Source organism: Bradyrhizobium sp. HKCCYLRH3097 (assembly GCF_051167875.1).
Classification (GTDB): Bacteria; Pseudomonadota; Alphaproteobacteria; order Rhizobiales; family Xanthobacteraceae; genus Bradyrhizobium.
Genome location: NZ_JBNPTX010000005.1, coordinates 230395 through 250186, shown reverse-complemented (window position 1 = coordinate 250186; position 19792 = coordinate 230395). Strand labels below are relative to the sequence as shown.

At 63.9% G+C, this 19792-nt stretch carries 27 protein-coding genes; 26 read left to right on the top strand and 1 reads right to left on the bottom strand.

Features of this window, described 5'->3' with window-relative positions; all coding sequences use genetic code 11:
- The first annotated feature begins 221 nt into the window (after nucleotides 1-221).
- A complete protein-coding gene (locus ACQR0U_RS15140; protein WP_315714567.1) occupies nucleotides 222-2285 on the top strand; it encodes an FAD-dependent oxidoreductase in 2064 nt (687 codons plus the stop codon).
- Nucleotides 2286-2523: 238 nt separating this feature from the next.
- Nucleotides 2524-4599: an ABC transporter ATP-binding protein gene (locus ACQR0U_RS15135; protein ID WP_434872182.1), complete on the top strand. Its 2076-nt coding sequence runs from the start codon at nucleotides 2524-2526 to the stop codon at nucleotides 4597-4599.
- Here ACQR0U_RS15135 and ACQR0U_RS15130 read toward each other — a convergent pair.
- Nucleotides 4533-5759 carry an FAD-dependent oxidoreductase gene (locus tag ACQR0U_RS15130; RefSeq protein WP_434872181.1) on the bottom strand — a complete coding sequence of 409 codons (1227 nt, stop codon included), beginning with the start codon at nucleotides 5757-5759 and terminating at the stop codon, nucleotides 4533-4535. The genes ACQR0U_RS15135 and ACQR0U_RS15130 overlap by 67 nt on opposite strands.
- Before the next feature lie 643 nt (nucleotides 5760-6402).
- On the opposite strand from ACQR0U_RS15130, the gene rpsL reads away from it, so the two are divergent.
- From rpsL to rpmD, 24 genes are all read left to right on the top strand, one after another.
- Nucleotides 6403-6774, top strand: coding sequence for a 30S ribosomal protein S12 (gene rpsL, locus ACQR0U_RS15125; RefSeq protein WP_006611834.1), 372 nt, complete (start codon nucleotides 6403-6405; stop codon nucleotides 6772-6774).
- 30 nt (nucleotides 6775-6804) lie between these two features.
- Nucleotides 6805-7275, top strand: coding sequence for a 30S ribosomal protein S7 (rpsG, locus tag ACQR0U_RS15120; protein ID WP_006611835.1), 471 nt, complete (start codon nucleotides 6805-6807; stop codon nucleotides 7273-7275).
- Nucleotides 7276-7308: 33 nt separating this feature from the next.
- Nucleotides 7309-9381: an elongation factor G gene (gene fusA / locus ACQR0U_RS15115; protein WP_315714564.1), complete on the top strand. Its 2073-nt coding sequence runs from the start codon at nucleotides 7309-7311 to the stop codon at nucleotides 9379-9381.
- A gap of 39 nt (nucleotides 9382-9420) precedes the next feature.
- Nucleotides 9421-10611 (top strand): elongation factor Tu, encoded by a 1191-nt coding sequence (gene tuf, locus ACQR0U_RS15110; protein ID WP_006611837.1) that lies wholly within the window; start codon nucleotides 9421-9423, stop codon nucleotides 10609-10611.
- Between the two features lie 91 nt (nucleotides 10612-10702).
- Nucleotides 10703-11011, top strand: a complete 309-nt coding sequence (gene rpsJ / locus ACQR0U_RS15105; protein WP_002712302.1) for a 30S ribosomal protein S10 — start codon at nucleotides 10703-10705, stop codon at nucleotides 11009-11011.
- 58 nt (nucleotides 11012-11069) lie between these two features.
- Nucleotides 11070-11789, top strand: a complete 720-nt coding sequence (gene rplC / locus ACQR0U_RS15100) for a 50S ribosomal protein L3 (RefSeq protein ID WP_006611838.1) — start codon at nucleotides 11070-11072, stop codon at nucleotides 11787-11789.
- Nucleotides 11790-12410: a 50S ribosomal protein L4 gene (rplD, locus tag ACQR0U_RS15095; RefSeq protein ID WP_315714563.1), complete on the top strand. Its 621-nt coding sequence runs from the start codon at nucleotides 11790-11792 to the stop codon at nucleotides 12408-12410. It begins immediately after the preceding gene.
- Nucleotides 12407-12706, top strand: coding sequence for a 50S ribosomal protein L23 (locus ACQR0U_RS15090; protein ID WP_172108066.1), 300 nt, complete (start codon nucleotides 12407-12409; stop codon nucleotides 12704-12706). The genes rplD and ACQR0U_RS15090 overlap by 4 nt, the downstream gene beginning before the upstream one ends.
- 12 nt (nucleotides 12707-12718) lie before the next feature.
- Nucleotides 12719-13552 carry a 50S ribosomal protein L2 gene (gene rplB / locus ACQR0U_RS15085; protein ID WP_006611841.1) on the top strand — a complete coding sequence of 278 codons (834 nt, stop codon included), beginning with the start codon at nucleotides 12719-12721 and terminating at the stop codon, nucleotides 13550-13552.
- Between the two features lie 12 nt (nucleotides 13553-13564).
- Entirely contained in the window at nucleotides 13565-13843 is a 279-nt protein-coding gene (gene rpsS / locus ACQR0U_RS15080; protein ID WP_006611842.1) for a 30S ribosomal protein S19, read from the top strand.
- A gap of 10 nt (nucleotides 13844-13853) precedes the next feature.
- On the top strand, nucleotides 13854-14234 hold the full coding sequence (rplV, locus tag ACQR0U_RS15075) for a 50S ribosomal protein L22 (RefSeq protein ID WP_315714562.1): 381 nt from the start codon (nucleotides 13854-13856) through the stop codon (nucleotides 14232-14234).
- A gap of 21 nt (nucleotides 14235-14255) precedes the next feature.
- The gene (rpsC, locus tag ACQR0U_RS15070) at nucleotides 14256-14966 is read left to right on the top strand and encodes a 30S ribosomal protein S3 (RefSeq protein ID WP_012045041.1); all 711 of its coding nucleotides are present in this window, start codon (nucleotides 14256-14258) and stop codon (nucleotides 14964-14966) included.
- Nucleotides 14967-15006: 40 nt separating this feature from the next.
- Entirely contained in the window at nucleotides 15007-15420 is a 414-nt protein-coding gene (gene rplP, locus ACQR0U_RS15065) for a 50S ribosomal protein L16 (RefSeq protein WP_008963467.1), read from the top strand.
- 5 nt (nucleotides 15421-15425) lie between these two features.
- Complete coding sequence (gene rpmC / locus ACQR0U_RS15060) at nucleotides 15426-15632, top strand: 50S ribosomal protein L29 (RefSeq protein ID WP_006611846.1); 207 nt, start codon at nucleotides 15426-15428, stop codon at nucleotides 15630-15632.
- A gap of 10 nt (nucleotides 15633-15642) precedes the next feature.
- Nucleotides 15643-15891: a 30S ribosomal protein S17 gene (rpsQ, locus tag ACQR0U_RS15055; protein ID WP_212358258.1), complete on the top strand. Its 249-nt coding sequence runs from the start codon at nucleotides 15643-15645 to the stop codon at nucleotides 15889-15891.
- 101 nt (nucleotides 15892-15992) lie between these two features.
- Complete coding sequence (gene rplN / locus ACQR0U_RS15050; protein WP_006611848.1) at nucleotides 15993-16361, top strand: 50S ribosomal protein L14; 369 nt, start codon at nucleotides 15993-15995, stop codon at nucleotides 16359-16361.
- Complete coding sequence (gene rplX / locus ACQR0U_RS15045) at nucleotides 16361-16675, top strand: 50S ribosomal protein L24 (protein ID WP_315714561.1); 315 nt, start codon at nucleotides 16361-16363, stop codon at nucleotides 16673-16675. Before rplN ends, rplX begins: the two co-directional genes overlap by 1 nt.
- The gene (gene rplE / locus ACQR0U_RS15040; RefSeq protein ID WP_172108070.1) at nucleotides 16668-17225 is read left to right on the top strand and encodes a 50S ribosomal protein L5; all 558 of its coding nucleotides are present in this window, start codon (nucleotides 16668-16670) and stop codon (nucleotides 17223-17225) included. Before rplX ends, rplE begins: the two co-directional genes overlap by 8 nt.
- Before the next feature lie 46 nt (nucleotides 17226-17271).
- Nucleotides 17272-17577, top strand: a complete 306-nt coding sequence (rpsN, locus tag ACQR0U_RS15035) for a 30S ribosomal protein S14 (protein ID WP_315714560.1) — start codon at nucleotides 17272-17274, stop codon at nucleotides 17575-17577.
- A 13-nt stretch (nucleotides 17578-17590) separates the two neighbouring features.
- On the top strand, nucleotides 17591-17989 hold the full coding sequence (gene rpsH / locus ACQR0U_RS15030; protein WP_315714559.1) for a 30S ribosomal protein S8: 399 nt from the start codon (nucleotides 17591-17593) through the stop codon (nucleotides 17987-17989).
- Between the two features lie 13 nt (nucleotides 17990-18002).
- Nucleotides 18003-18536, top strand: a complete 534-nt coding sequence (rplF, locus tag ACQR0U_RS15025; protein WP_315714558.1) for a 50S ribosomal protein L6 — start codon at nucleotides 18003-18005, stop codon at nucleotides 18534-18536.
- Nucleotides 18537-18547: 11 nt separating this feature from the next.
- Nucleotides 18548-18910, top strand: coding sequence for a 50S ribosomal protein L18 (gene rplR / locus ACQR0U_RS15020; RefSeq protein WP_006611854.1), 363 nt, complete (start codon nucleotides 18548-18550; stop codon nucleotides 18908-18910).
- A gap of 48 nt (nucleotides 18911-18958) precedes the next feature.
- Complete coding sequence (gene rpsE / locus ACQR0U_RS15015) at nucleotides 18959-19531, top strand: 30S ribosomal protein S5 (protein ID WP_006611855.1); 573 nt, start codon at nucleotides 18959-18961, stop codon at nucleotides 19529-19531.
- A 60-nt stretch (nucleotides 19532-19591) separates the two neighbouring features.
- Nucleotides 19592-19783, top strand: coding sequence for a 50S ribosomal protein L30 (rpmD, locus tag ACQR0U_RS15010; protein ID WP_006611856.1), 192 nt, complete (start codon nucleotides 19592-19594; stop codon nucleotides 19781-19783).
- Nucleotides 19784-19792 lie beyond the last annotated feature (9 nt).

Here is a 19792-nt window from a genome sequence, read left to right as displayed (position 1 = left end):
GCTGCCCCGTTGTTCATCTTCCCTTCAGGGACAGAGGCGCTTTTGGAAGCATCAGATCCGCTGAGCTGATTTCCGTCGATTCCCGTGGCGATGCGCCGATTTGCTCCGGCGCAAATCTTTTGCGGGCCGGTTACGCTATGGCCGATCGAGCCCCGAGGGTGGCAGGACCCCTGTATGGACGACCGGCAACGTCGCTGACAGCCGGAGATGGCGGAACTTCGATGCTTGACCTTGCGATTGTTGGTGGCGGTCCGGGTGGCCTGATGAGCGCCTGGTATCTGAGGCGCAAACTCGGCGATCTCTGCAAGGTGACGATCTACGAGGCATCCGACCGGCTCGGCGGCAAGATCGTGACGCGCAAGTTCGATACCGCACCGGCGATGTATGAGGCTGGTGTCGCGGAAATCTACGACTACTCGATGACCGGCCCTGATCCGCTGCGCGAGCTGATCCAGCATTTCGGGCTGCAGACGATTCCGATGGATGCGCTGCAGGTGCAACTCGACGGCGAGCTGCTCGACGACGTGCCGGGGCTGCGCCGCAAATACGGCCCGAAGACGGCCGCTGCGGTCGAGGCGTTCCGCAAGCGTTGTACCGACGTGATGTCGCCGGTCGAATATTACGAGGGCGTCGGCGCCCACGATAACGAGCACCCCTGGGCCTACAAGACCTGCGAAGAGCTGCTCGACGAGGAGGTCGAGGATCCCACGGCCAAGCGCTTCTTCAAGGTGATGTCGCGCTCCGACCTCGCGACCGAGGCCCACAACACCAACGGCCTCAATGCGCTCAAGAACTTCGTGATGGATATCGACGACTATATCGGCCTGTACTCGATTCAGAACGGCAACGAGCAACTGATCGAGTGCCTGCGCTCCGAGGTCGATGCCGACATCCAGCTCAATCATCGCGTGCTCCGCATCGGCAAGACCGAGGCGGGTCGCTACCGGCTCAACATGATGAACGGCAAGGGGCCGGAGACGCGCGAGTTCGATCTCGTCCTGGTGTGCCTGCCGCATTCCTGGCTGTCGACGGTCGGCTGGGAGGGCGAGAAGCTGCGCCAGTCCATGGTCAAGCACATCGCCTATTTCGATCGTCCCGCGCATTATCTGCGCGTCTCGATCCTGTTCGACGAGCCGTTCTGGGGCGAGAAGATTCCGGGCTCCTGGTTCATGTCGGAGGCGTTCGGCGGCTGCTGCATCTACAACGAGGGCTCGCGCCACGATGTCGGCAAGCACGGCGTGCTCAACTGGCTGATCGCGGGCTCGGATGCGCTCGCCTTCGCCAACCTCTCGGACCAGGAGCTGATCGATGCCGCGCTGAAGTCGCTCCCTGCTGCGCTCGGCGACGCGCGCGCACACTTCATGGAAGGCAAGATCCACCGCTGGCTGTCGTCCGTCAACGCGCTGCCCGGCGGTCTGCCGGTACGCGACGTCATGACCAATCACCGGCCTGAGCCGAAGGAGCACCCCGGCATCGTCGTGGTCGGTGACTATCTGTTCGACTCGACCCTGAACGGGCTGCTCGATTCGTCGGACGCCGCCACCGACATCATCCTGACCGAAATGATGCGGCTGCGCCGCGCCCGCTCGCAGGCCGAAACGCCGCTGTCCGACAAGATCGACCGTGACTATTTCGACAATTATCGCGGGCAGGGGCCGTACAGCGAAGCGTGGTCGCAGTTCACCGATCCGGACTATCTGACCAGCCTGATCAAGATCGTTTGGAACCGGGCCGGCAAGGGCAAAGGCTACAAGCTCTTGGTCGCCGGCTCCGCGAGCGGTGAACTGGTGGGAGCGCTCCGCGAGCGCGGCATCGATGCCTGGGGCATCGAGAACAACCGCTACATCCATGGCAAGACGCCGAAGGCGCTGAGGAAATACAACAAGCTCGGCTCGATCACCGATATGCCATTCAAGACCGGTGAGTTCGATTTCGTGTTCGAGACCAGCCTCTGCCATCTCGGTGACAAGCAGGTTGCGCGCGCGATCCGCGAGCTCAACCGCGTCGTCAAGACCGGCCTCGTGTTCGGCTCGATCACCTCGGACATGGCTCCGGCGCTGGTCGACCGCTACGACCTGCTGCGTGGGGTCAAGAAGCTCGGCACCTGGTGGGAGTGGTCGGAGCTGTTCTTCGGCAACGGGTTCGATCTGGCCATGCACCGCCGCGATTGCACCGACGAGGTGTGGGCAGCGACACTCGCGGCCAACAAGGGGCCCGGCCAGTGGTACGCCGACGCCGACAGCCTGCGCTATTCGTTCTTCGACAAGGTCGAGGACGAAGACTAGGCTCGCGGCACAGCCGCCGGCATTTCGAGGCAGGGCCGCGGGCGTTGACCGGCATCTCGATGCTGTCTTGCGTCCGCGGCGCTTGTGACCGTGCTGGTTGCGTGACAGGGCCGCGTCTTGGTCGCGGCGGGTGCGGCACCGTATGGCGAGAATGCTGGCGGCAGGCGGACACAGGTGGTAAAGCCGAGCCGCTTTAATCCGTTACGGTCATACTGGCCGTGCAGGATCGGTTCGTTGAATGGCGCCCAAATCTTCACCGCCGCGAAATCAGACGTCCGCAACGGCAGCTGATCCTGCCGATGATTTGGACAAGCGGGGGCCGGCGGCGGCCGTGCCTGCCGTTCCAAAACCCGGAACAGCGAAGACGTCGGCGACAGAGACGGCTGACGTCGTCGGCGACGATGAGGACGATGACGAGGAGGACGGTGAAGAGGCCGGCCTCGACCTCGACGATGATGACGACGACGAGGATCTCGTCGTCTACACGGCCCGCGAGGCCGCAGGTGCGCTTGCAACCATCTACGGCTTCGTCTCGCCGCTGCTCGCCAGATACAAGAAGATGCTGGCTTTCGTGTCGATCGGCGTCCTGATCGAGACGCTGTTCAACGTCATCATGCCGCTCAGCCTCAAGTTCCTGATCGACGATGCGCTCGGCGAAGAGGATTTCGAGGCGCTCTATCGCATCCTCGGCGTGCTCGCCGCTGCGGGCATCTTCACCTCGATCATTGCCGTGCTCTACGAGCGCTGGGATGCGCGGCTCGCGGCCTGCGTCATCTCGGACGTTCGCACCCGTCTGTTCGATCACGTGCAGAACCTGCCGGCCGCCTATTTCCAGCGTACCAAGCGCGGCGAGATCCTGTCGCGCTTCTCGGTCGACATGTCGGCGTTCGAGAACGTCGTGAAGAGTTTCGCCAACAGCGCTGTGCTGCCGTTCCTCGAGCTGATTGCGGGCATCATTCTGATGCTGTTCCTGAACTGGCAGCTCGCTGCGATCGCGCTGCTGGTGTTTCCGATCACCCTGATCGGCCCGCGTATCCTGACGCCGAAGGCGGTTCAGGCCAATTACGAGCAGAAACTGAACGAAGCGTCGCTGCTCGGCGTGATCCAGGAGAACATCGCGGCGCAAGCCGTCATCAAGGCCTTCAGCCTCCACCGCAAGGTATTCGGCTGGTTCAGCTTCCGCAACGACGCGGCGCGGCGCAAGATGGCCGATGCGATGTTCCTGTCGACCATGGTCGAGCGCACCGTCACGATCTCCGTGCTGCTGCTGCATCTCGTCGTGCTCGCTCTCGGCGCCTATCTCGCCACCAAGGGCCAGATCACGATCGGCACCTTCGTCACCTTCGAGAGCGCATTCTGGGAGGTGTCCTACAACATCGCCCATGTCATGCATTTCGTGCCGGTGTCGATCTCCTCGGCGGCCGCGATCCGGCACATGCAGGAGCTGTTGGACGAGCCGACCCGCGGCGCCGACCGGCCGGGCGCGCCGGATCTGCCCCGCATCAGCCACGACATCACCTTCGAGCGCGTGACCTTCCAGTACGAGGGCAGCGAGACGCCGGTGCTCGACAATCTGAGCCTCAAGCTCGACGTCGGCAAGCGGATCGCGATCGTCGGTCCGTCGGGCTCGGGCAAGAGCACGCTGCTCAACCTGATCCTGCGGCTCTACGTACCCGATGAAGGCCGCGTCACCATCGACGGCGTCGACATCCGCAAGGTGACGCGCGATTCGCTTCGCGGCAGCATGGCCGTGGTGTTCCAGGACAACATGCTGTTCAACATGTCGCTGCGGGAGAACATCCGGCTCGGCAAGGAGGGCGCCACCGACGCGGAGGTGGAGGAGGCGGCCAAGAAGGCCGAGATCCACCGCTACATCATGAGCCTGCCGCAGAAATACGACACCATCGTCGGCGAGCGCGGCGACACGCTGTCCGGTGGACAGCGCCAGCGCATCGCGATCGCCCGCGCCATCATCCGCAACCCGTCCGTGCTGCTGCTCGACGAGGCCACTTCGGCGCTGGACCAGACCACGGAAGCCGCGATCAACCGCACCCTGCTCAAGGTCGCCAAGGGCCGCACCATGATCTGGTCGACCCACCGCCTGACCTCGGTGGTCGAGATGGACGAGATCATCGTCATCTCCGGCGGCCGGGCGATCGAGCGCGGCAGCCACGCCGAGCTCTTGGCGAAGAATGGGACCTATCGCAAGCTCTGGGATGACCAGGGCCATCAGCCGAGCCGGCAGGATCAGGCCGACGACGACAGCGATGACGAGGAGGAGGACGACGACGAGGAGGATGATGACGAGGAATAGACGTTGAGCGGCGCATTGGTCTTCGTCAGCCGCTGCCGAACCCCGCGGCCGAGCGAGACGGCAAAGCGCGCCCAGCGTTGCGCCTGCCAATAGGGGCTGGCCCCGATCGAGACCGATCGGAAATTCCATGCCTTCTCGAGCGACCACGCATCGCAGGCCGTCTTGACCGGGTCCGCATAGAAGGCCGCGATCTTGGCCTCGCCCATGCCGTCAGTCGCCAGCCAGCGCGGAATGTGGACGTTGCAGAGGCGCTCGACATCGGTGAACACCTTGTCGGAACCGGTGCCGGTGACGGGGCAGGTGGTGCAGAAGGCGTCGCCGACGAGCACGACACCCGGCATGCGGTACCCGCTGTTGATGGTGAGATCGGCGGGCCGGACCCGCACCTCGCCGCTCACGGCGTACTCGCCGGTGATCCGCCGCAGGCCGGGCAGGGCGGCGGCCAGCGTTTCGACCGGGTTGCGGCGGATCGCCCGAAGCCAGGGATCATCGACCTCGCGGTAGGCGAACAGGTTCGCCCGCATGCGCTCGCCGATCGGGAACAGGGTGATGTAGGGCACCCGCGCCATGGCCCGTTCCTGGAAATAGGTCATGGCCGGGAATGGGAAGGCGGAACGGCCGACCGGCGTCAGGTCGAACCCGATCGAGATCGAATGGGCGGGGCTGGTGATCGTGCGGGTGATTCCCAGCATGTGCCGCAGCCCGACGTTCAGCCCGTTGGCGAGCACGACGAGGCGGGCGGAGATCGTCTGCCCGTTGGACAGCACGACCGACTGGCGATCCTCGGTTGGCGTGATCGCTACGGCCTTGGCGACGATTCGCGTCACAGCGCCTGGGATCTGGTCGCGCACCGCCGTCACGAGCGCATCATACGGAATGCCGTATTGCTGCACCTGAGCCCGTTCGAGCACGTAGCCGAATCGGGCGATCCAGTTCTCCGGGGCCAGGGTGGCTTGGGTCAACGCCTTGTCGGCGATCCCGGTGCGACGGAATCGGCCGATCTGCTCGGCACCGGAGATCTTCTCGATTCGAAAGTCGGGCGGGGATGCCGCGTGGGGATCGACGAGAATCGCGGGGATGCCGGCCATTCCGAGCATGGCGGCCGTGATCGAGCCGCTCAGGCCGCCGCCAATGATCGCAATGTCGGTATATTCTGTCACCAGGCGCCTCGTCGCGGCGCCATCCTTGTCGGCCAAAGCCGAAAAAAGCCTTATCTTCGATGTTTCTGGACATGTCCCGGGCTGGAGAGGCGCCTGCACTCGCAGGGCTGTGCGGTCTGCAGATACCTCGGACGGCGGGGGCCCTGTCGGGACCGGAAACCGCAGCGGCCAGAAGCGCTTCTTTGCGCGTCCTGCGGCGTCGTTTTGCTTGACTTGGATATTTACCGCTTATAAAAGGCCGGCACTCAACGACAGGCGGTGAGCTTCGCCAGCGTCGGTACGGATCACCCAGACCACCCGAAACAGGGCGGGACGGGCACCACCCTCGACGAATGCCGCTCAAACGCTGTCGATCATAGCTAGGCAATGCCAAAACGATATTAGATCTCTCGAGCTCGTTCTCCTGAGACCAATTTCGGATGCATGACCTCGGTAGGCCGCCCGCCAGCGCAAGCTGACTGGTGGTGATCGCGGTCCTCTGTGGCGTCAAGCGCTTTCCGTTCAGCGATGGACGGTTGGCGCGATTTCGTTTTGCGTGGGTTTTAATCGCGCGAAACGGCCCGGTGAGGCGGGGAACCTCGAACAGAATTTGCGGAAGCCGGTCGCGGTCTCCGTGCGAACGTTGAGAAGGGTGAAGGCCAAGATGCCGACGATCAACCAGCTGATCGCAAATCCGCGCGAAGTGCAGAAGTCGCGCAAGAAGGTGCCGGCGCTGCAGCAGTCGCCGCAGAAGCGTGGCGTTTGCACGCGCGTCTACACCACGACCCCGAAGAAGCCGAACTCGGCGCTTCGTAAGGTCGCCAAGGTGCGCCTGACCAACGGCTTCGAGGTGATCGGCTACATTCCGGGTGAAGGCCATAACCTGCAGGAGCACTCGGTGGTCATGATCCGCGGCGGCCGCGTCAAGGACTTGCCGGGCGTGCGCTATCACATCCTCCGCGGCGTGCTGGATACCCAGGGCGTCAAGAACCGTAAGCAGCGCCGTTCGAAGTATGGCGCGAAGCGTCCGAAGTAAGACGTTCGAGAGAAGCGGGAACAAGATCACATGTCGCGTCGCCATTCAGCCGAAAAGCGTGAAGTGCTTCCGGATCCGAAGTTCGGGAACATCATTGTCACCAAGTTCATGAACTCGGTGATGTACGCCGGCAAGAAGTCGGTCGCCGAAGGTATCGTCTACGGCGCGTTCGGCATCATCGAGGCCAAGACCAAGCAGAGCCCGCTGACGGTGTTCGAGCAGGCCCTCGAAAACGTCATGCCGACCATCGAGGTTCGCTCCCGCCGCGTCGGTGGTGCGACCTATCAGGTGCCGGTCGAAGTTCGTTCGACCCGCCGGCAGGCGCTGGGCATCCGCTGGCTGATCTCGGCCGCGCGCGACCGCAACGAGAAGACGATGACCGAGCGGCTTTCGGCGGAGCTGCTCGACGCCTCGAACAATCGGGGTAACGCCGTGAAGAAGCGTGAAGACGTGCACCGGATGGCGGAAGCCAACCGCGCCTTCTCGCACTATCGCTGGTAACGGCGACCCGAACGGAAATCAGGGAACACACCCATGCCCCGCCAACACGCCATCGAAGACTATCGCAACTTCGGCATCATGGCGCATATCGACGCCGGCAAGACCACGACGACCGAGCGCATCCTCTATTATACCGGCAAGAGCCACAAGATCGGCGAAGTGCACGAAGGTGCCGCGACGATGGACTGGATGGAGCAGGAGCAGGAGCGTGGCATCACGATCACCTCGGCTGCGACCACCGCGTTTTGGAACGGCAAGCGCCTGAACATCATCGACACCCCCGGCCACGTCGACTTCACCATTGAGGTCGAGCGCAGCTTGCGCGTGCTCGACGGCGCCGTGTGCGTGCTCGACTCCAACCAGGGCGTCGAGCCGCAGACCGAGACCGTCTGGCGCCAGGGCGACAAGTACAAGGTTCCGCGCATCGTCTTCGCCAACAAGATGGACAAGACCGGTGCCGACTTCTTCAAGTGCCTGGCCGACATCGTCGATCGCCTGGGTGCGAAGCCTGTTGCGATCCAGTTGCCGATCGGCGCCGAGAACAATTTCAAGGGCTGCATCGATCTCGTGACGATGAAGGCGATCGTCTGGAACGACGAGGCGCTCGGCGCGAAGTTCGACTACGTCGAGATCCCGGCTGATCTCGCCGACCAGGCCAAGGAATATCGCGAGAAGCTGGTGGAGGCCGCCGTCGAGCTCGACGACGACGCGCTCACCGCGTTCCTGGACGGCAAGGAGCCGGACGAGGCGACTCTGAAGCGCCTGATCCGCAAGGCCGTGCTGACCGGCGCGTTCTATCCGGTGCTGTGCGGCTCGGCCTTCAAGAACAAGGGCGTGCAGCCGTTGCTCGACGCCGTCGTCGACTATCTGCCGTCGCCGCTCGATGTGCCTGCGATCAAGGGCACCGACGACAAGGGCAACGAGGTCGTGCGCAAGGCGGACGACAAGGAGCCGCTGGCGCTGCTCGCGTTCAAGATCATGGACGACCCCTTCGTCGGCACGATCACGTTCTGCCGCATCTATTCGGGCATCCTGACCTCGGGCACCGGCGTCGTGAACTCGACCCGCGAGAAGAAGGAGCGCATCGGCCGCATGCTGCTGATGCATGCGAACAACCGCGAGGACATCAAGGAAGCCTATGCCGGCGACATCGTCGCCCTCGCAGGCCTCAAGGAAGCCCGCACCGGTGACACGCTGTGCGATCCGTCCAACCAGGTGATCCTGGAAAAGATGGAATTCCCGGAGCCGGTCATCGAGATTGCGATCGAGCCGAAGTCGAAGGCCGACCAGGAGAAGCTCGGCGTCGCGCTGGCGAAGCTGGCCGCGGAGGATCCGTCCTTCCGCGTGTCGACCGATCACGAGTCGGGCCAGACCATCCTCAAGGGGATGGGCGAGCTCCATCTCGACATCAAGGTCGACATCCTCAAGCGCACCTACAAGGTCGATGCGAACATCGGCGCGCCGCAGGTGGCGTTCCGTGAGCGTATCACCAAGCCGGCCAACGTGGACTACACCCACAAGAAGCAGACCGGTGGTACCGGCCAGTTCGCGGCCGTGAGCCTCGTGGTCGAGCCGAATGAGCCCGGTGGCGGCTACGTGTTCGAGTCCAAGATCGTCGGCGGTGCGGTTCCGAAGGAATACATCCCGGGCGTCGAGAAGGGCATCGAGAGCGTGCTCGGCGCGGGCGTCGTCGCCGGCTTCCCGGTGGTCGACGTCAAGGTGGCGCTGGTCGACGGCAAGTACCACGATGTCGACTCGTCGGCGCTGGCCTTCGAAATCGCCTCTCGTGCGGCTTTCCGCGAGGCGCTGCAGAAGGGTAAGTCGGTTCTGCTCGAGCCGATCATGAAGGTCGAGGTGGTGACCCCGGAAGACTACACCGGCTCGGTCATCGGCGACCTGAACTCGCGTCGTGGCCAGATCCAGGGCCAGGACATGCGCGGCAATGCCAACGTCATCAACGCGATGGTGCCGCTCATGAACATGTTCGGTTACGTGAACAACCTGCGCTCCATGAGCCAGGGGCGCGCGACCTTCACGATGCAGTTCTCGCACTACGCTGAAGCGCCGGCCAACGTGTCGGCCGAAGTCCAGAAGAAGTTTGCCTGATTGTCGTTAGCTCAAGTTAGCGACTGAACGGAGAGTCAAATGGCCAAAGCTAAGTTTGAACGTAACAAGCCCCACTGCAACATCGGCACCATCGGTCACGTCGACCACGGCAAGACCTCGCTGACGGCTGCAATCACCAAGATCCTGGCCGAGACGGGCGGTGCGACGTTCACTGCCTACGACCAGATCGACAAGGCCCCGGAAGAGAAGGCGCGCGGCATCACCATCTCGACCGCGCACGTCGAGTACGAGACCAAGAACCGCCACTACGCCCACGTCGATTGCCCCGGCCACGCCGACTACGTGAAGAACATGATCACCGGCGCTGCCCAGATGGACGGCGCGATCCTGGTCGTGTCGGCCGCTGACGGCCCGATGCCGCAGACCCGTGAGCACATCCTGCTCGCCCGCCAGGTCGGCGTGCCGGCGCTGGTCGTGTTCCTCAACAAGTGCGACATGGTCGACGATCCGGAGCTGCTGGAGCTCGTCGAGCTCGAGGTCCGCGAGCTGCTCTCGAAGTACGAATTCCCGGGCGACAAGATCCCGATCATCAAGGGTTCGGCGCTCGCCGCTCTGGAAGATTCGGACAAGAAGCTCGGCCACGACGCCATCCTCGAGCTGATGCGCAATGTCGACGAGTACATTCCGCAGCCGGAGCGTCCGATCGACCAGCCCTTCCTGATGCCGGTCGAAGACGTGTTCTCGATCTCGGGCCGCGGCACCGTGGTGACCGGCCGTGTCGAGCGCGGCATCATCAAGGTCGGTGAGGAAATCGAGATCGTCGGCATCCGTCCGACCCAGAAGACCACCGTCACTGGCGTTGAAATGTTCCGCAAGCTGCTCGATCAGGGCCAGGCCGGTGACAACATCGGCGCGCTGCTCCGCGGCACCAAGCGCGAGGACGTCGAGCGCGGCCAGGTTCTGTGCAAGCCGGGTTCGGTCAAGCCGCACACCAAGTTCAAGGCTGAGGCCTACATCCTCACCAAGGAAGAGGGTGGCCGTCACACGCCGTTCTTCACCAACTATCGTCCGCAGTTCTACTTCCGCACGACCGACGTGACCGGCGTCGTTCACCTGCCGGAAGGCACCGAGATGGTGATGCCGGGCGACAACATTGCGATGGAAGTGCACCTGATCGTGCCGATCGCGATGGAGGAGAAGCTGCGCTTCGCCATCCGCGAGGGCGGCCGCACCGTCGGCGCCGGCGTCGTCGCCTCGATCATCGAGTAACAACAGCGAATAGGGAATGGCGGGTGGCGAATGGAGATTATCCATTCGCCGTTCGCTACTCGCCACTCACTACTCACAGAAAGATACGGCAATGAACGGCCAAAATATCCGCATCCGTCTCAAGGCGTTTGACCATCGTATCCTCGATACGTCGACGCGCGAGATCGTCAACACGGCGAAACGGACCGGCGCGCAGGTTCGCGGACCCATTCCGCTGCCGACCCGCATCGAGAAGTTCACCGTGAACCGTTCGCCGCACGTCGACAAGAAGAGCCGCGAGCAGTTCGAGATGCGCACTCACAAGCGCCTGCTCGACATCGTCGATCCGACCCCGCAGACCGTCGATGCTCTCATGAAGCTCGATCTGGCCGCCGGCGTCGACGTCGAGATCAAGCTCTAAGTTTTTGGATTCACGTTCGCACCTCACGCGGACATAGAGAAGAACAGGAAGCACGCCGATGCGCTCCGGAGTGATCGCACAAAAGGTCGGGATGACGCGGGTCTTCACGGAGACCGGCGAACATATCCCCGTGACCGTGCTGAAGCTCGGCAATTGCCAGGTGGTCGGTCACCGCACCACCGAGAAGAACGGCTACGTCGCGCTGCAGCTCGGCAGTGGCAGCCGCAAGACGGTCTACATGCCGAAGGCGGAGCGCGGCCAGTTCGCGGTCGCCAAGGTCGAGCCGAAGCGCAAGCTCGCCGAATTCCGTGTCAGCGAGGATTCGCTGATCCCGGTCGGCGCCGAGATCCAGGCCGACCATTTCGTCGTCGGCCAGTTCGTCGACGTCACCGGCACCTCGGTCGGTAAGGGCTTCGCCGGCGGCATGAAGCGCTGGAACTTCGGCGGTCTGCGCGCCACGCACGGTGTGTCGATCTCGCATCGTTCGATCGGTTCGACCGGTGGCCGTCAGGACCCCGGCAAGACCTGGAAGAACAAGAAGATGCCCGGTCACATGGGCGTCGATCGCATCACCACGCTGAACCTGCGTGTGGTGCAGACGGACGTCGAGCGCGGCCTGATCCTGGTGGAAGGCGCGGTGCCCGGCTCCAAGGGTGGCTGGATCTCGGTGCGCGACGCCGTCAAGAAGCCGCTGCCGAAGGAAGCGCCGAAGCCCGGCAAGTTCAAGGTCGCGGGTGAGCAGGCTGCCGAAGCGCCGGCCGTGCAGGAGGGCGCATAAATGGAACTGAAAGTCACCACCCTCGAGGGCAAGGAAGCCGGCTCCGTCCAGCTGTCCGACGCCATCTTCGGTCTGGAGCCGCGTGCCGACATCATCGCGCGCTGCGTCCAGTGGCAGCTCAACAAGCGTCAGGCCGGCACCCACAAGGCCAAGGGCCGCGCCGAGATCTGGCGCACCGGCAAGAAGATGTACAAGCAGAAGGGCACCGGCGGTGCTCGTCACGGCTCGGCTCGAGTGCCGCAGTTCCGGGGCGGCGGCCGCGCCTTCGGTCCGGTCGTGCGCTCGCATGCGACGGACCTGCCGAAGAAGGTCCGTGCGCTGGCGCTGAAGCATGCGCTGTCGGCCAAGGCCAAGGACGGTGATCTGGTCGTGCTGGAGAACGCCACCCTGGAGGCGGCGAAGACCAAGGCGCTGATCGGTCACTTCTCCGGTCTCGGCCTGACCAACGCCCTGATCATCGACGGCGCCGAGCTGCATACCGGCTTCACCAATGCCGCCCGCAACATTCCGAACATGGACGTGCTGCCGATCCAGGGCATCAACGTCTACGACATCCTGCGCCGTCAGAAGCTCGTGCTGACCAAGGCGGCGATCGATGCGCTGGAGGCGCGCTTCAAATGAAGACCATCGATCCGCGCCACTACGACATCATCATCGCGCCGGTCGTGACCGAGAAGGCGACCTTCGCCTCGGAGCACAACAAGGTTCTGTTCAAGGTGGCCGCCAAGGCGACCAAGCCGCAGATCAAGGAAGCGATCGAGAAGCTGTTCGACGTCAAGGTCAAGAGCGTCAACACGCTCGTCCGCAAGGGCAAGACCAAGGTGTTCCGCGGCAATTTCGGTTCGCAATCGGACAGCAAGCGCGCGATCGTGACCCTCGAAGAGGGCCACCGTATCGACGTGACCACCGGACTGTAAGGCTGAGCTGCCATGGCACTGAAGACATTCAATCCCACGACGCCCGGCCAGCGCCAGCTGGTGATGGTCGATCGTTCGGCCCTCTACAAGGGCAAGCCGGTCAAGGCGCTGACCGAAGGCAAGCAGTCGAGCGGCGGTCGCAACAACACCGGCCGCATCACCGTTCGCTTCCTCGGCGGCGGTCACAAGCAGTCGTACCGCACGGTCGACTTCAAGCGCGACAAGGTCGACGTTCCCGCGACCGTCGAGCGCCTGGAGTATGATCCGAACCGGACCGCCTTCATCGCGCTGGTCAAGTATCAGGACGGCGAGCTCGCCTACATCCTGGCGCCGCAGCGACTGGCGGTCGGCGACACCATCGTCGCCGGCAACTATGTCGACGTGAAGCCGGGCAACGTCATGCCGCTGGGCAACATGCCGGTCGGCACGATCGTGCACAACATCGAGGTCAAGATCGGGAAGGGCGGCCAGCTCGCGCGTTCGGCCGGCACCTACGCCCAGATCGTCGGCCGCGACCAGGACTACGTGATCGTCCGCCTGAACTCGGGCGAGCAGCGCCTGGTGCACGGCCGCTGCCGCGGCACCATCGGTGCGGTGTCGAACCCGGACCACATGAACACCTCGATCGGCAAGGCCGGCCGCAAGCGTTGGATGGGCCGCAGGCCTCACAACCGCGGTGTCGCGATGAACCCGATCGACCATCCGCACGGCGGCGGCGAAGGCCGTACCTCGGGCGGTCGTCACCCGGTCACTCCGTGGGGCAAGCCTACCAAGGGCAAGAAGACCCGCACCAACAAGTCGACCGATAAATTCATTCTCTTGAGCCGCCACAAGCGGAAGAAGTAAGGAACGACGGACATGGTTCGTTCAGTCTGGAAAGGCCCGTTCGTCGAGGCGTCGCTGCTCAAGAAGGCAGATGCGGCGCGCGCGTCCGGCCGTCACGACGTCATCAAGATCTGGAGCCGCCGCTCGACCATCCTGCCGCAGTTCGTCGGCCTGACGTTCGGCGTCTACAACGGCCAGAAGCACGTGCCGGTGGCGATCAACGAAGAGATGGTCGGCCACAAGTTCGGCGAGTTCTCGCCGACCCGCACCTTCCACGGCCATTCGGGCGATAAGAAAGCCAAGAAGGCTTGAGGATTAAGCGATGAGCAAACCAAAGCGCGAACGGAGCCTCCCCGAAAACGAGGCCAAGGCTGTGGCCCGGATGCTTCGGGTGAGCCCGCAGAAGCTGAACCTGGTGGCGCAGATGATCCGCGGCCGCAAGGCGTCGGCCGCCCTCGCCGACCTGCAGTTCTCGCGCAAGCGGATTGCGGTCGACGTCAAGAAGTGCCTGGAATCGGCGATCGCCAATGCCGAGAACAATCACGAGCTCGAGGTCGACGATCTCGTCGTCTCGCAGGCTTTCGTCGGCAAGGGAATCGTGATGAAGCGTTTCTCGCCGCGCGGTCGTGGCCGTTCGGGCCGAGTTTTCAAACCGTTTTCGCAGCTGACGATTATTGTGCGTCAGGTCGAGGCGAGCGCTTAAAGCAGGCGCTGGGAGAATACGATGGGTCAAAAGATCAATCCGATCGGTCTGCGTCTCGGCATCAACCGGACCTGGGATTCGCGCTGGTTCGCTGGCAAGGCCGAGTACGGCAAGCTGCTGCATGAAGACGTCAAGATCCGCGAGATCCTGCACAAGGAGCTCAAGCAGGCGGCCGTCGCCCGCATCGTGATCGAGCGTCCGCACAAGAAGTGCCGCGTCACGATCCACTCGGCACGTCCGGGCGTCGTGATCGGCAAGAAGGGCGCGGACATCGACAAGCTGCGCAAGCGCGTCGCCGACATCACCTCGTCGGACGTCGTCATCAACATCGTCGAGATCCGCAAGCCGGAGCTCGATGCGACCCTGGTCGCCGAGTCGATCGCCCAGCAGCTCGAGCGCCGCGTCGCGTTCCGCCGCGCCATGAAGCGCGCCGTGCAGTCGGCGATGCGTCTCGGTGCCGAGGGCATCCGCATCAACTGCTCGGGTCGTCTGGGCGGCGCGGAAATCGCCCGCATGGAGTGGTATCGCGAGGGCCGGGTGCCGCTGCACACGCTGCGCGCCGACATCGACTACGGTGTGGCCACCGCGTTCACCACCTTCGGCACTTGCGGCGTGAAGGTCTGGATCTTCAAGGGCGAGATCCTCGAGCACGATCCGATGGCACAGGACAAGCGGATGAACGAAGGCGGCGGCGAGAGCTCGCAGCCCCGGTCGCGCCGCGACGCGGCCTGATCGATCAGCCGCGACAAGACAGGTTTGAGGGCTCAAAGCCATGATGCAACCAAAGAAGACCAAGTTCCGAAAGGCGCATAAGGGCCGTATTCACGGCGTTGCGTCCTCGGGCGCGACGCTGGCCTTCGGCCAGTTCGGGCTGAAGGCGATGGAGCCGGATCGCGTCACCGCGCGCCAGATCGAGGCCGCCCGTCGTGCCTTGACCCGTCACATGAAGCGCGCCGGCCGCGTCTGGATCCGCGTGTTCCCGGATCTCCCGGTGTCGAAGAAGCCGGCTGAAGTCCGCATGGGCTCCGGCAAGGGCTCGCCTGAATTGTGGGTGGCCCGCGTCAAGCCGGGCCGGGTGATGTTCGAGATCGACGGCGTGAGCAACCAGATCGCGCGCGAGGCGCTGCTGCTGGCGGCCGCCAAGCTGCCGATCAAGACGCGCTTCGTCGAGCGCATTGCGGAGTAATGGTCATGGCCGAGATGAAGATTGCCGACATTCGCGCGATGAGCCCCGATCAGATGGACGATGCGATCGTCAACCTGAAGAAGGAGCGCTTCAACCTGCGCTTCCAGCGTGCCACCGGGCAGCTGGAGAACACCGCGCGGCTGCGTGAGGCGCGCCGCGACATCGCCCGTATCAAGACCATCGCCGCGCAGCAGCGCGCCAAGACGAAGTAAGAGGCTCGACATGCCGAAACGGACCCTTCAGGGCGTCGTCGTCAGCGACAAGCAGGCCAAGACGATCGTTGTGCGCGTCGACCGGCGCTTCACCCACCCGATCTACAAGAAGACCATCCGCCGCTCGAAGAACTACCACGCCCACGATGAGAACAACGAGTTCAAGCCGGGCGACATGGTGTGGATCGAGGAGAGCAAGCCGATCTCGAAGCTCAAGCGCTGGACCGTGGTCCGGGGCGAGCACAAGAAAACCGCCTGAGGCGCGGACCGCGGCCCTCGTCGAAGAGGGCCCGTTTCGCTTTCGGGATCAAACAAGGCGCAGCTTTCCTGCGCAGCAGATGAAGAGGACGAGGTGCATCAATGATTCAGATGCAGACCAACCTCGACGTGGCCGATAATTCCGGCGCACGCCGTGTCATGTGTATCAAGGTGCTGGGCGGCTCGAAGCGCCGCTATGCCACCGTCGGCGACATCATCGTGGTGTCGATCAAGGAAGCCATTCCGCGTGGCAAGGTGAAGAAGGGCGACGTCATGAAAGCCGTCGTGGTGCGCGTCCGCAAGGACATCCGCCGCGCCGACGGCTCGGTGATCCGCTTCGACCGCAATGCGGCCGTCCTGATCAACAACCAGTCGGAGCCGGTCGGCACCCGTATCTTCGGGCCGGTGCCGCGCGAGCTGCGCGCCAAGAACCACATGAAGATCATTTCGCTTGCGCCGGAGGTGCTGTGATGGCTGCCAAGATCCGCAAGGGCGACAAGGTGATCGTCCTGACCGGTCGCGACAAGGGTCGCACCGGCGAGGTGTTCGAGGTGCGTCCCGACGAGGGGACGGCGCTGGTGCGGGGCATCAACCTGGTGAAGCGTCACCAGAAGCAGACCCAGAACCAGGAGGGCGGCATCATCAGCAAGGAGTCGCCGATCCAGCTGTCGAACGTCGCTTATGTCGGCAAGGACGGCAAGCCGACGCGCATCGGATTCAAGATTCAGGCGGACGGCAAGAAGGTCCGCGTTGCCAAGAGCTCGGGAGTTGAGATCGATGGCTGAGACTGCTTACACCCCGCGCCTCCGCACGGAATACGACCGCACGATCAAGAGCCAGCTGACCGAGAAGTTCGGCTACGCCAACGTCATGCAGGTGCCGCGGCTCGACAAGGTCGTGCTCAACATGGGCATCGGCGAGGCCGTGAACGACCGCAAGAAGGCGGAAACGGCGGCGGCCGACCTGTCGTTGATCGCCGGCCAGAAGGCGGTCGTGACCTATTCGCGCGTCGCCATCGCGACCTTCAAGCTGCGCGAGAACCAGCCGATCGGCTGCAAGGTCACCTTGCGCAAGACGAAGATGTACGAGTTCATCGACCGCCTGATCAACGTCGCGCTGCCGCGCGTCCGCGACTTCCGCGGCCTGAACCCGAAGAGCTTCGACGGCCGCGGCAACTATTCGCTCGGCATCAAGGAGCACATCATTTTCCCCGAGATCGACTTCGACAAGGCCGGGGAGAGCTGGGGCATGGACATCACGGTGTGCACCACCGCGACGACCGACGACGAGGCCCGTGCCCTTCTGACCGCATTCAATTTCCCGTTCCGGCAGTGAGCAGCTGACTTCAAGCTTCTCAAACGCGGATACCCAGGAGCCAAGCATGGCAAAGAAGAGTTCAATCGAGAAGAACAACCGGCGCAAGCGGATGGCGAAGAACGCCGCCCCGAAGCGCGCCCGGTTGAAGGCGATCATCGCCGACAAGTCCAAGCCGATGGAGGAGCGCTTTGCCGCGACCCTGAAGCTGGCCGAGATGCCGCGCAATTCGTCGGCGACCCGCATCCGCAACCGTTGCGAGCTGACGGGCCGGCCGCGGTCGAACTATCGCAAGAACAAGCTGAGCCGCATCGCGCTGCGCGAGCTCGGGTCCAAGGGCCTGGTTCCGGGCCTCGTGAAGTCGAGCTGGTAAGGAGGGTCGCACCATGTCAACGCACGATCCCATCAGCGATCTGATCACCCGCATCCGCAACGCGCAGATGCGCTCGAAGTCGAAGGTCTCGACGCCTGGCTCGAAGATGCGCGCCAGCGTGCTCGAGGTGCTGAAGTCCGAAGGCTACATCCGTGGCTATGCCACGCTGGAGCATCCGTCGGGCCGCAGCGAGATCGAGATCGAGCTGAAATATTTCGACGGCGAGCCCGTGATCCGCGAGATCGAGCGCGTCTCCAAGCCCGGCCGCCGCGTCTACACCTCGGTGAAGAACCTGCCGCGTGTGAACAACGGGCTCGGAATTTCTGTTTTGTCGACGCCGAAGGGAATCATGGCCGACCACAGCGCGCGTGACGCGAATGTCGGCGGTGAAGTTCTCTTCACGGTGTTCTGAGAAGGATTGAGCCATGTCACGTATTGGCAAGAAGCCTGTGGCGGTGCCGTCCGGAGTGACGGCCTCCGTCGACGGACAGACCGTCAAGATGAAGGGGCCGAAGGGCCAGCTTCAGTTCATCGTTCATGACGACGTGGACGTGAAGTTCGAGAACGGCCAGGTCAAGGTTGCCCCGCGTTCCGAGACCAAGCGCGCCCGGTCACTGTACGGCACCGCGCGCGCCCAGATCGCCAACCTGGTCGAAGGCGTGACCAAGGGCTTCGAGAAGAAGCTCGAGATCACCGGCGTCGGTTACCGCGCCGCGATGCAGGGCAAGAACCTGCAGCTCGCGCTCGGCTACAGCCACGATGTCGTCTACCAGATCCCGGAGGGCATCACCATCGCGGTGCCGAAGCCGACCGAGATCACGGTCACGGGCATCGACCCGCAGCGCGTCGGCCAGGTGGCCGCTGAAATCCGCGCCTACCGGCCGCCGGAGCCCTATAAGGGCAAGGGCGTGAAGTACGCGGGTGAATTCATCTTCCGCAAGGAAGGCAAGAAGAAGTAACGGAGCCGGACATGTCGAGAGCCAAGGTTACGAATGCCCGGCGCAAGCAGCGCGTGAGGCTGTCGCTGCGCCGCTCCGCCGGCGGCCGTCCGCGTCTGTCGGTGTTCCGCTCGTCGAAGCACATCTACGCTCAGGTCATCGACGATCAGAAGGGCGAGACGCTCGCCTCTGCGTCGTCGATGGAGAAGGAGATGCGCTCGGCCGGCAACACCGGTGCCGACATCGACGCGGCGAAGGCGGTGGGCAAGCTGCTCGCCGAGCGCGCGGTGAAGGCGGGGATCAAGGAAGTCGTGTTCGATCGCGGCGGTTATCTCTATCACGGGCGCGTCAAGGCGCTGGCCGACGCGGCGCGCGAGAGCGGGCTGAGCTTCTAACATCAATGGATATGGGCGTCAGAGCCCCTCAGAAGATTGGATAGCACCATGGCAGGTGAACGGGAACGAGGCGGTCGCGATCGCAAGGAGCGCGAGGAGCGCGACAGCGAGTTCGTCGACAAGCTCGTCCACATCAACCGAGTCGCGAAGGTCGTGAAGGGCGGTAAGCGCTTCGGCTTTGCGGCGCTCGTCGTGATCGGCGATCAGAAGGGCCGGGTCGGGTTCGGCCACGGCAAGGCACGTGAGGTTCCGGAGGCGATCCGCAAGGCGACCGACTCCGCCAAGCGCAACCTGACCCGGGTCGCGCTGCGCGAGGGCCGCACCCTGCACCACGACATCTTCGGTCGTCACGGCGCAGGTCGCGTCTATCTGCGTGCGGCTCCGGCCGGTACCGGCATCATCGCCGGCGGCCCGATGCGCGCCGTGTTCGAGACGCTGGGCATCCAGGACGTGGTGGCGAAGTCGATCGGCTCGTCCAACCCGTACAACATGGTGCGCGCGACCTTCAACGCGCTGAAGCACCAGGATAGCCCGCGCTCGGTCGCCGCGCGCCGCAACATCAAGGTGTCGACCCTGCAGGCCCGCCGCGTCGGTGGCGATGCCGAAGCCGCCGCCGACTAAGGTTGGGCCGACTAACGAACGCGCGCCGTCCGCTGGATGGCGCAACTCGGAGTGAACACGATGGCTAGCGCCAAGACGATCAAGATCGAGCAGATCGGCAGCCCGATCCGCCGGCATCACTCGCAGCGCGAGACGCTGATCGGGTTGAAGCTCAACAAGATCGGCCGCGTGACCGAGCTGCCGGATACGCCGGCGGTCCGCGGCATGATCACCAAGGTTCATCATCTCGTCCGCATCGTCGACGAGAAGTAAGGAGAAGGG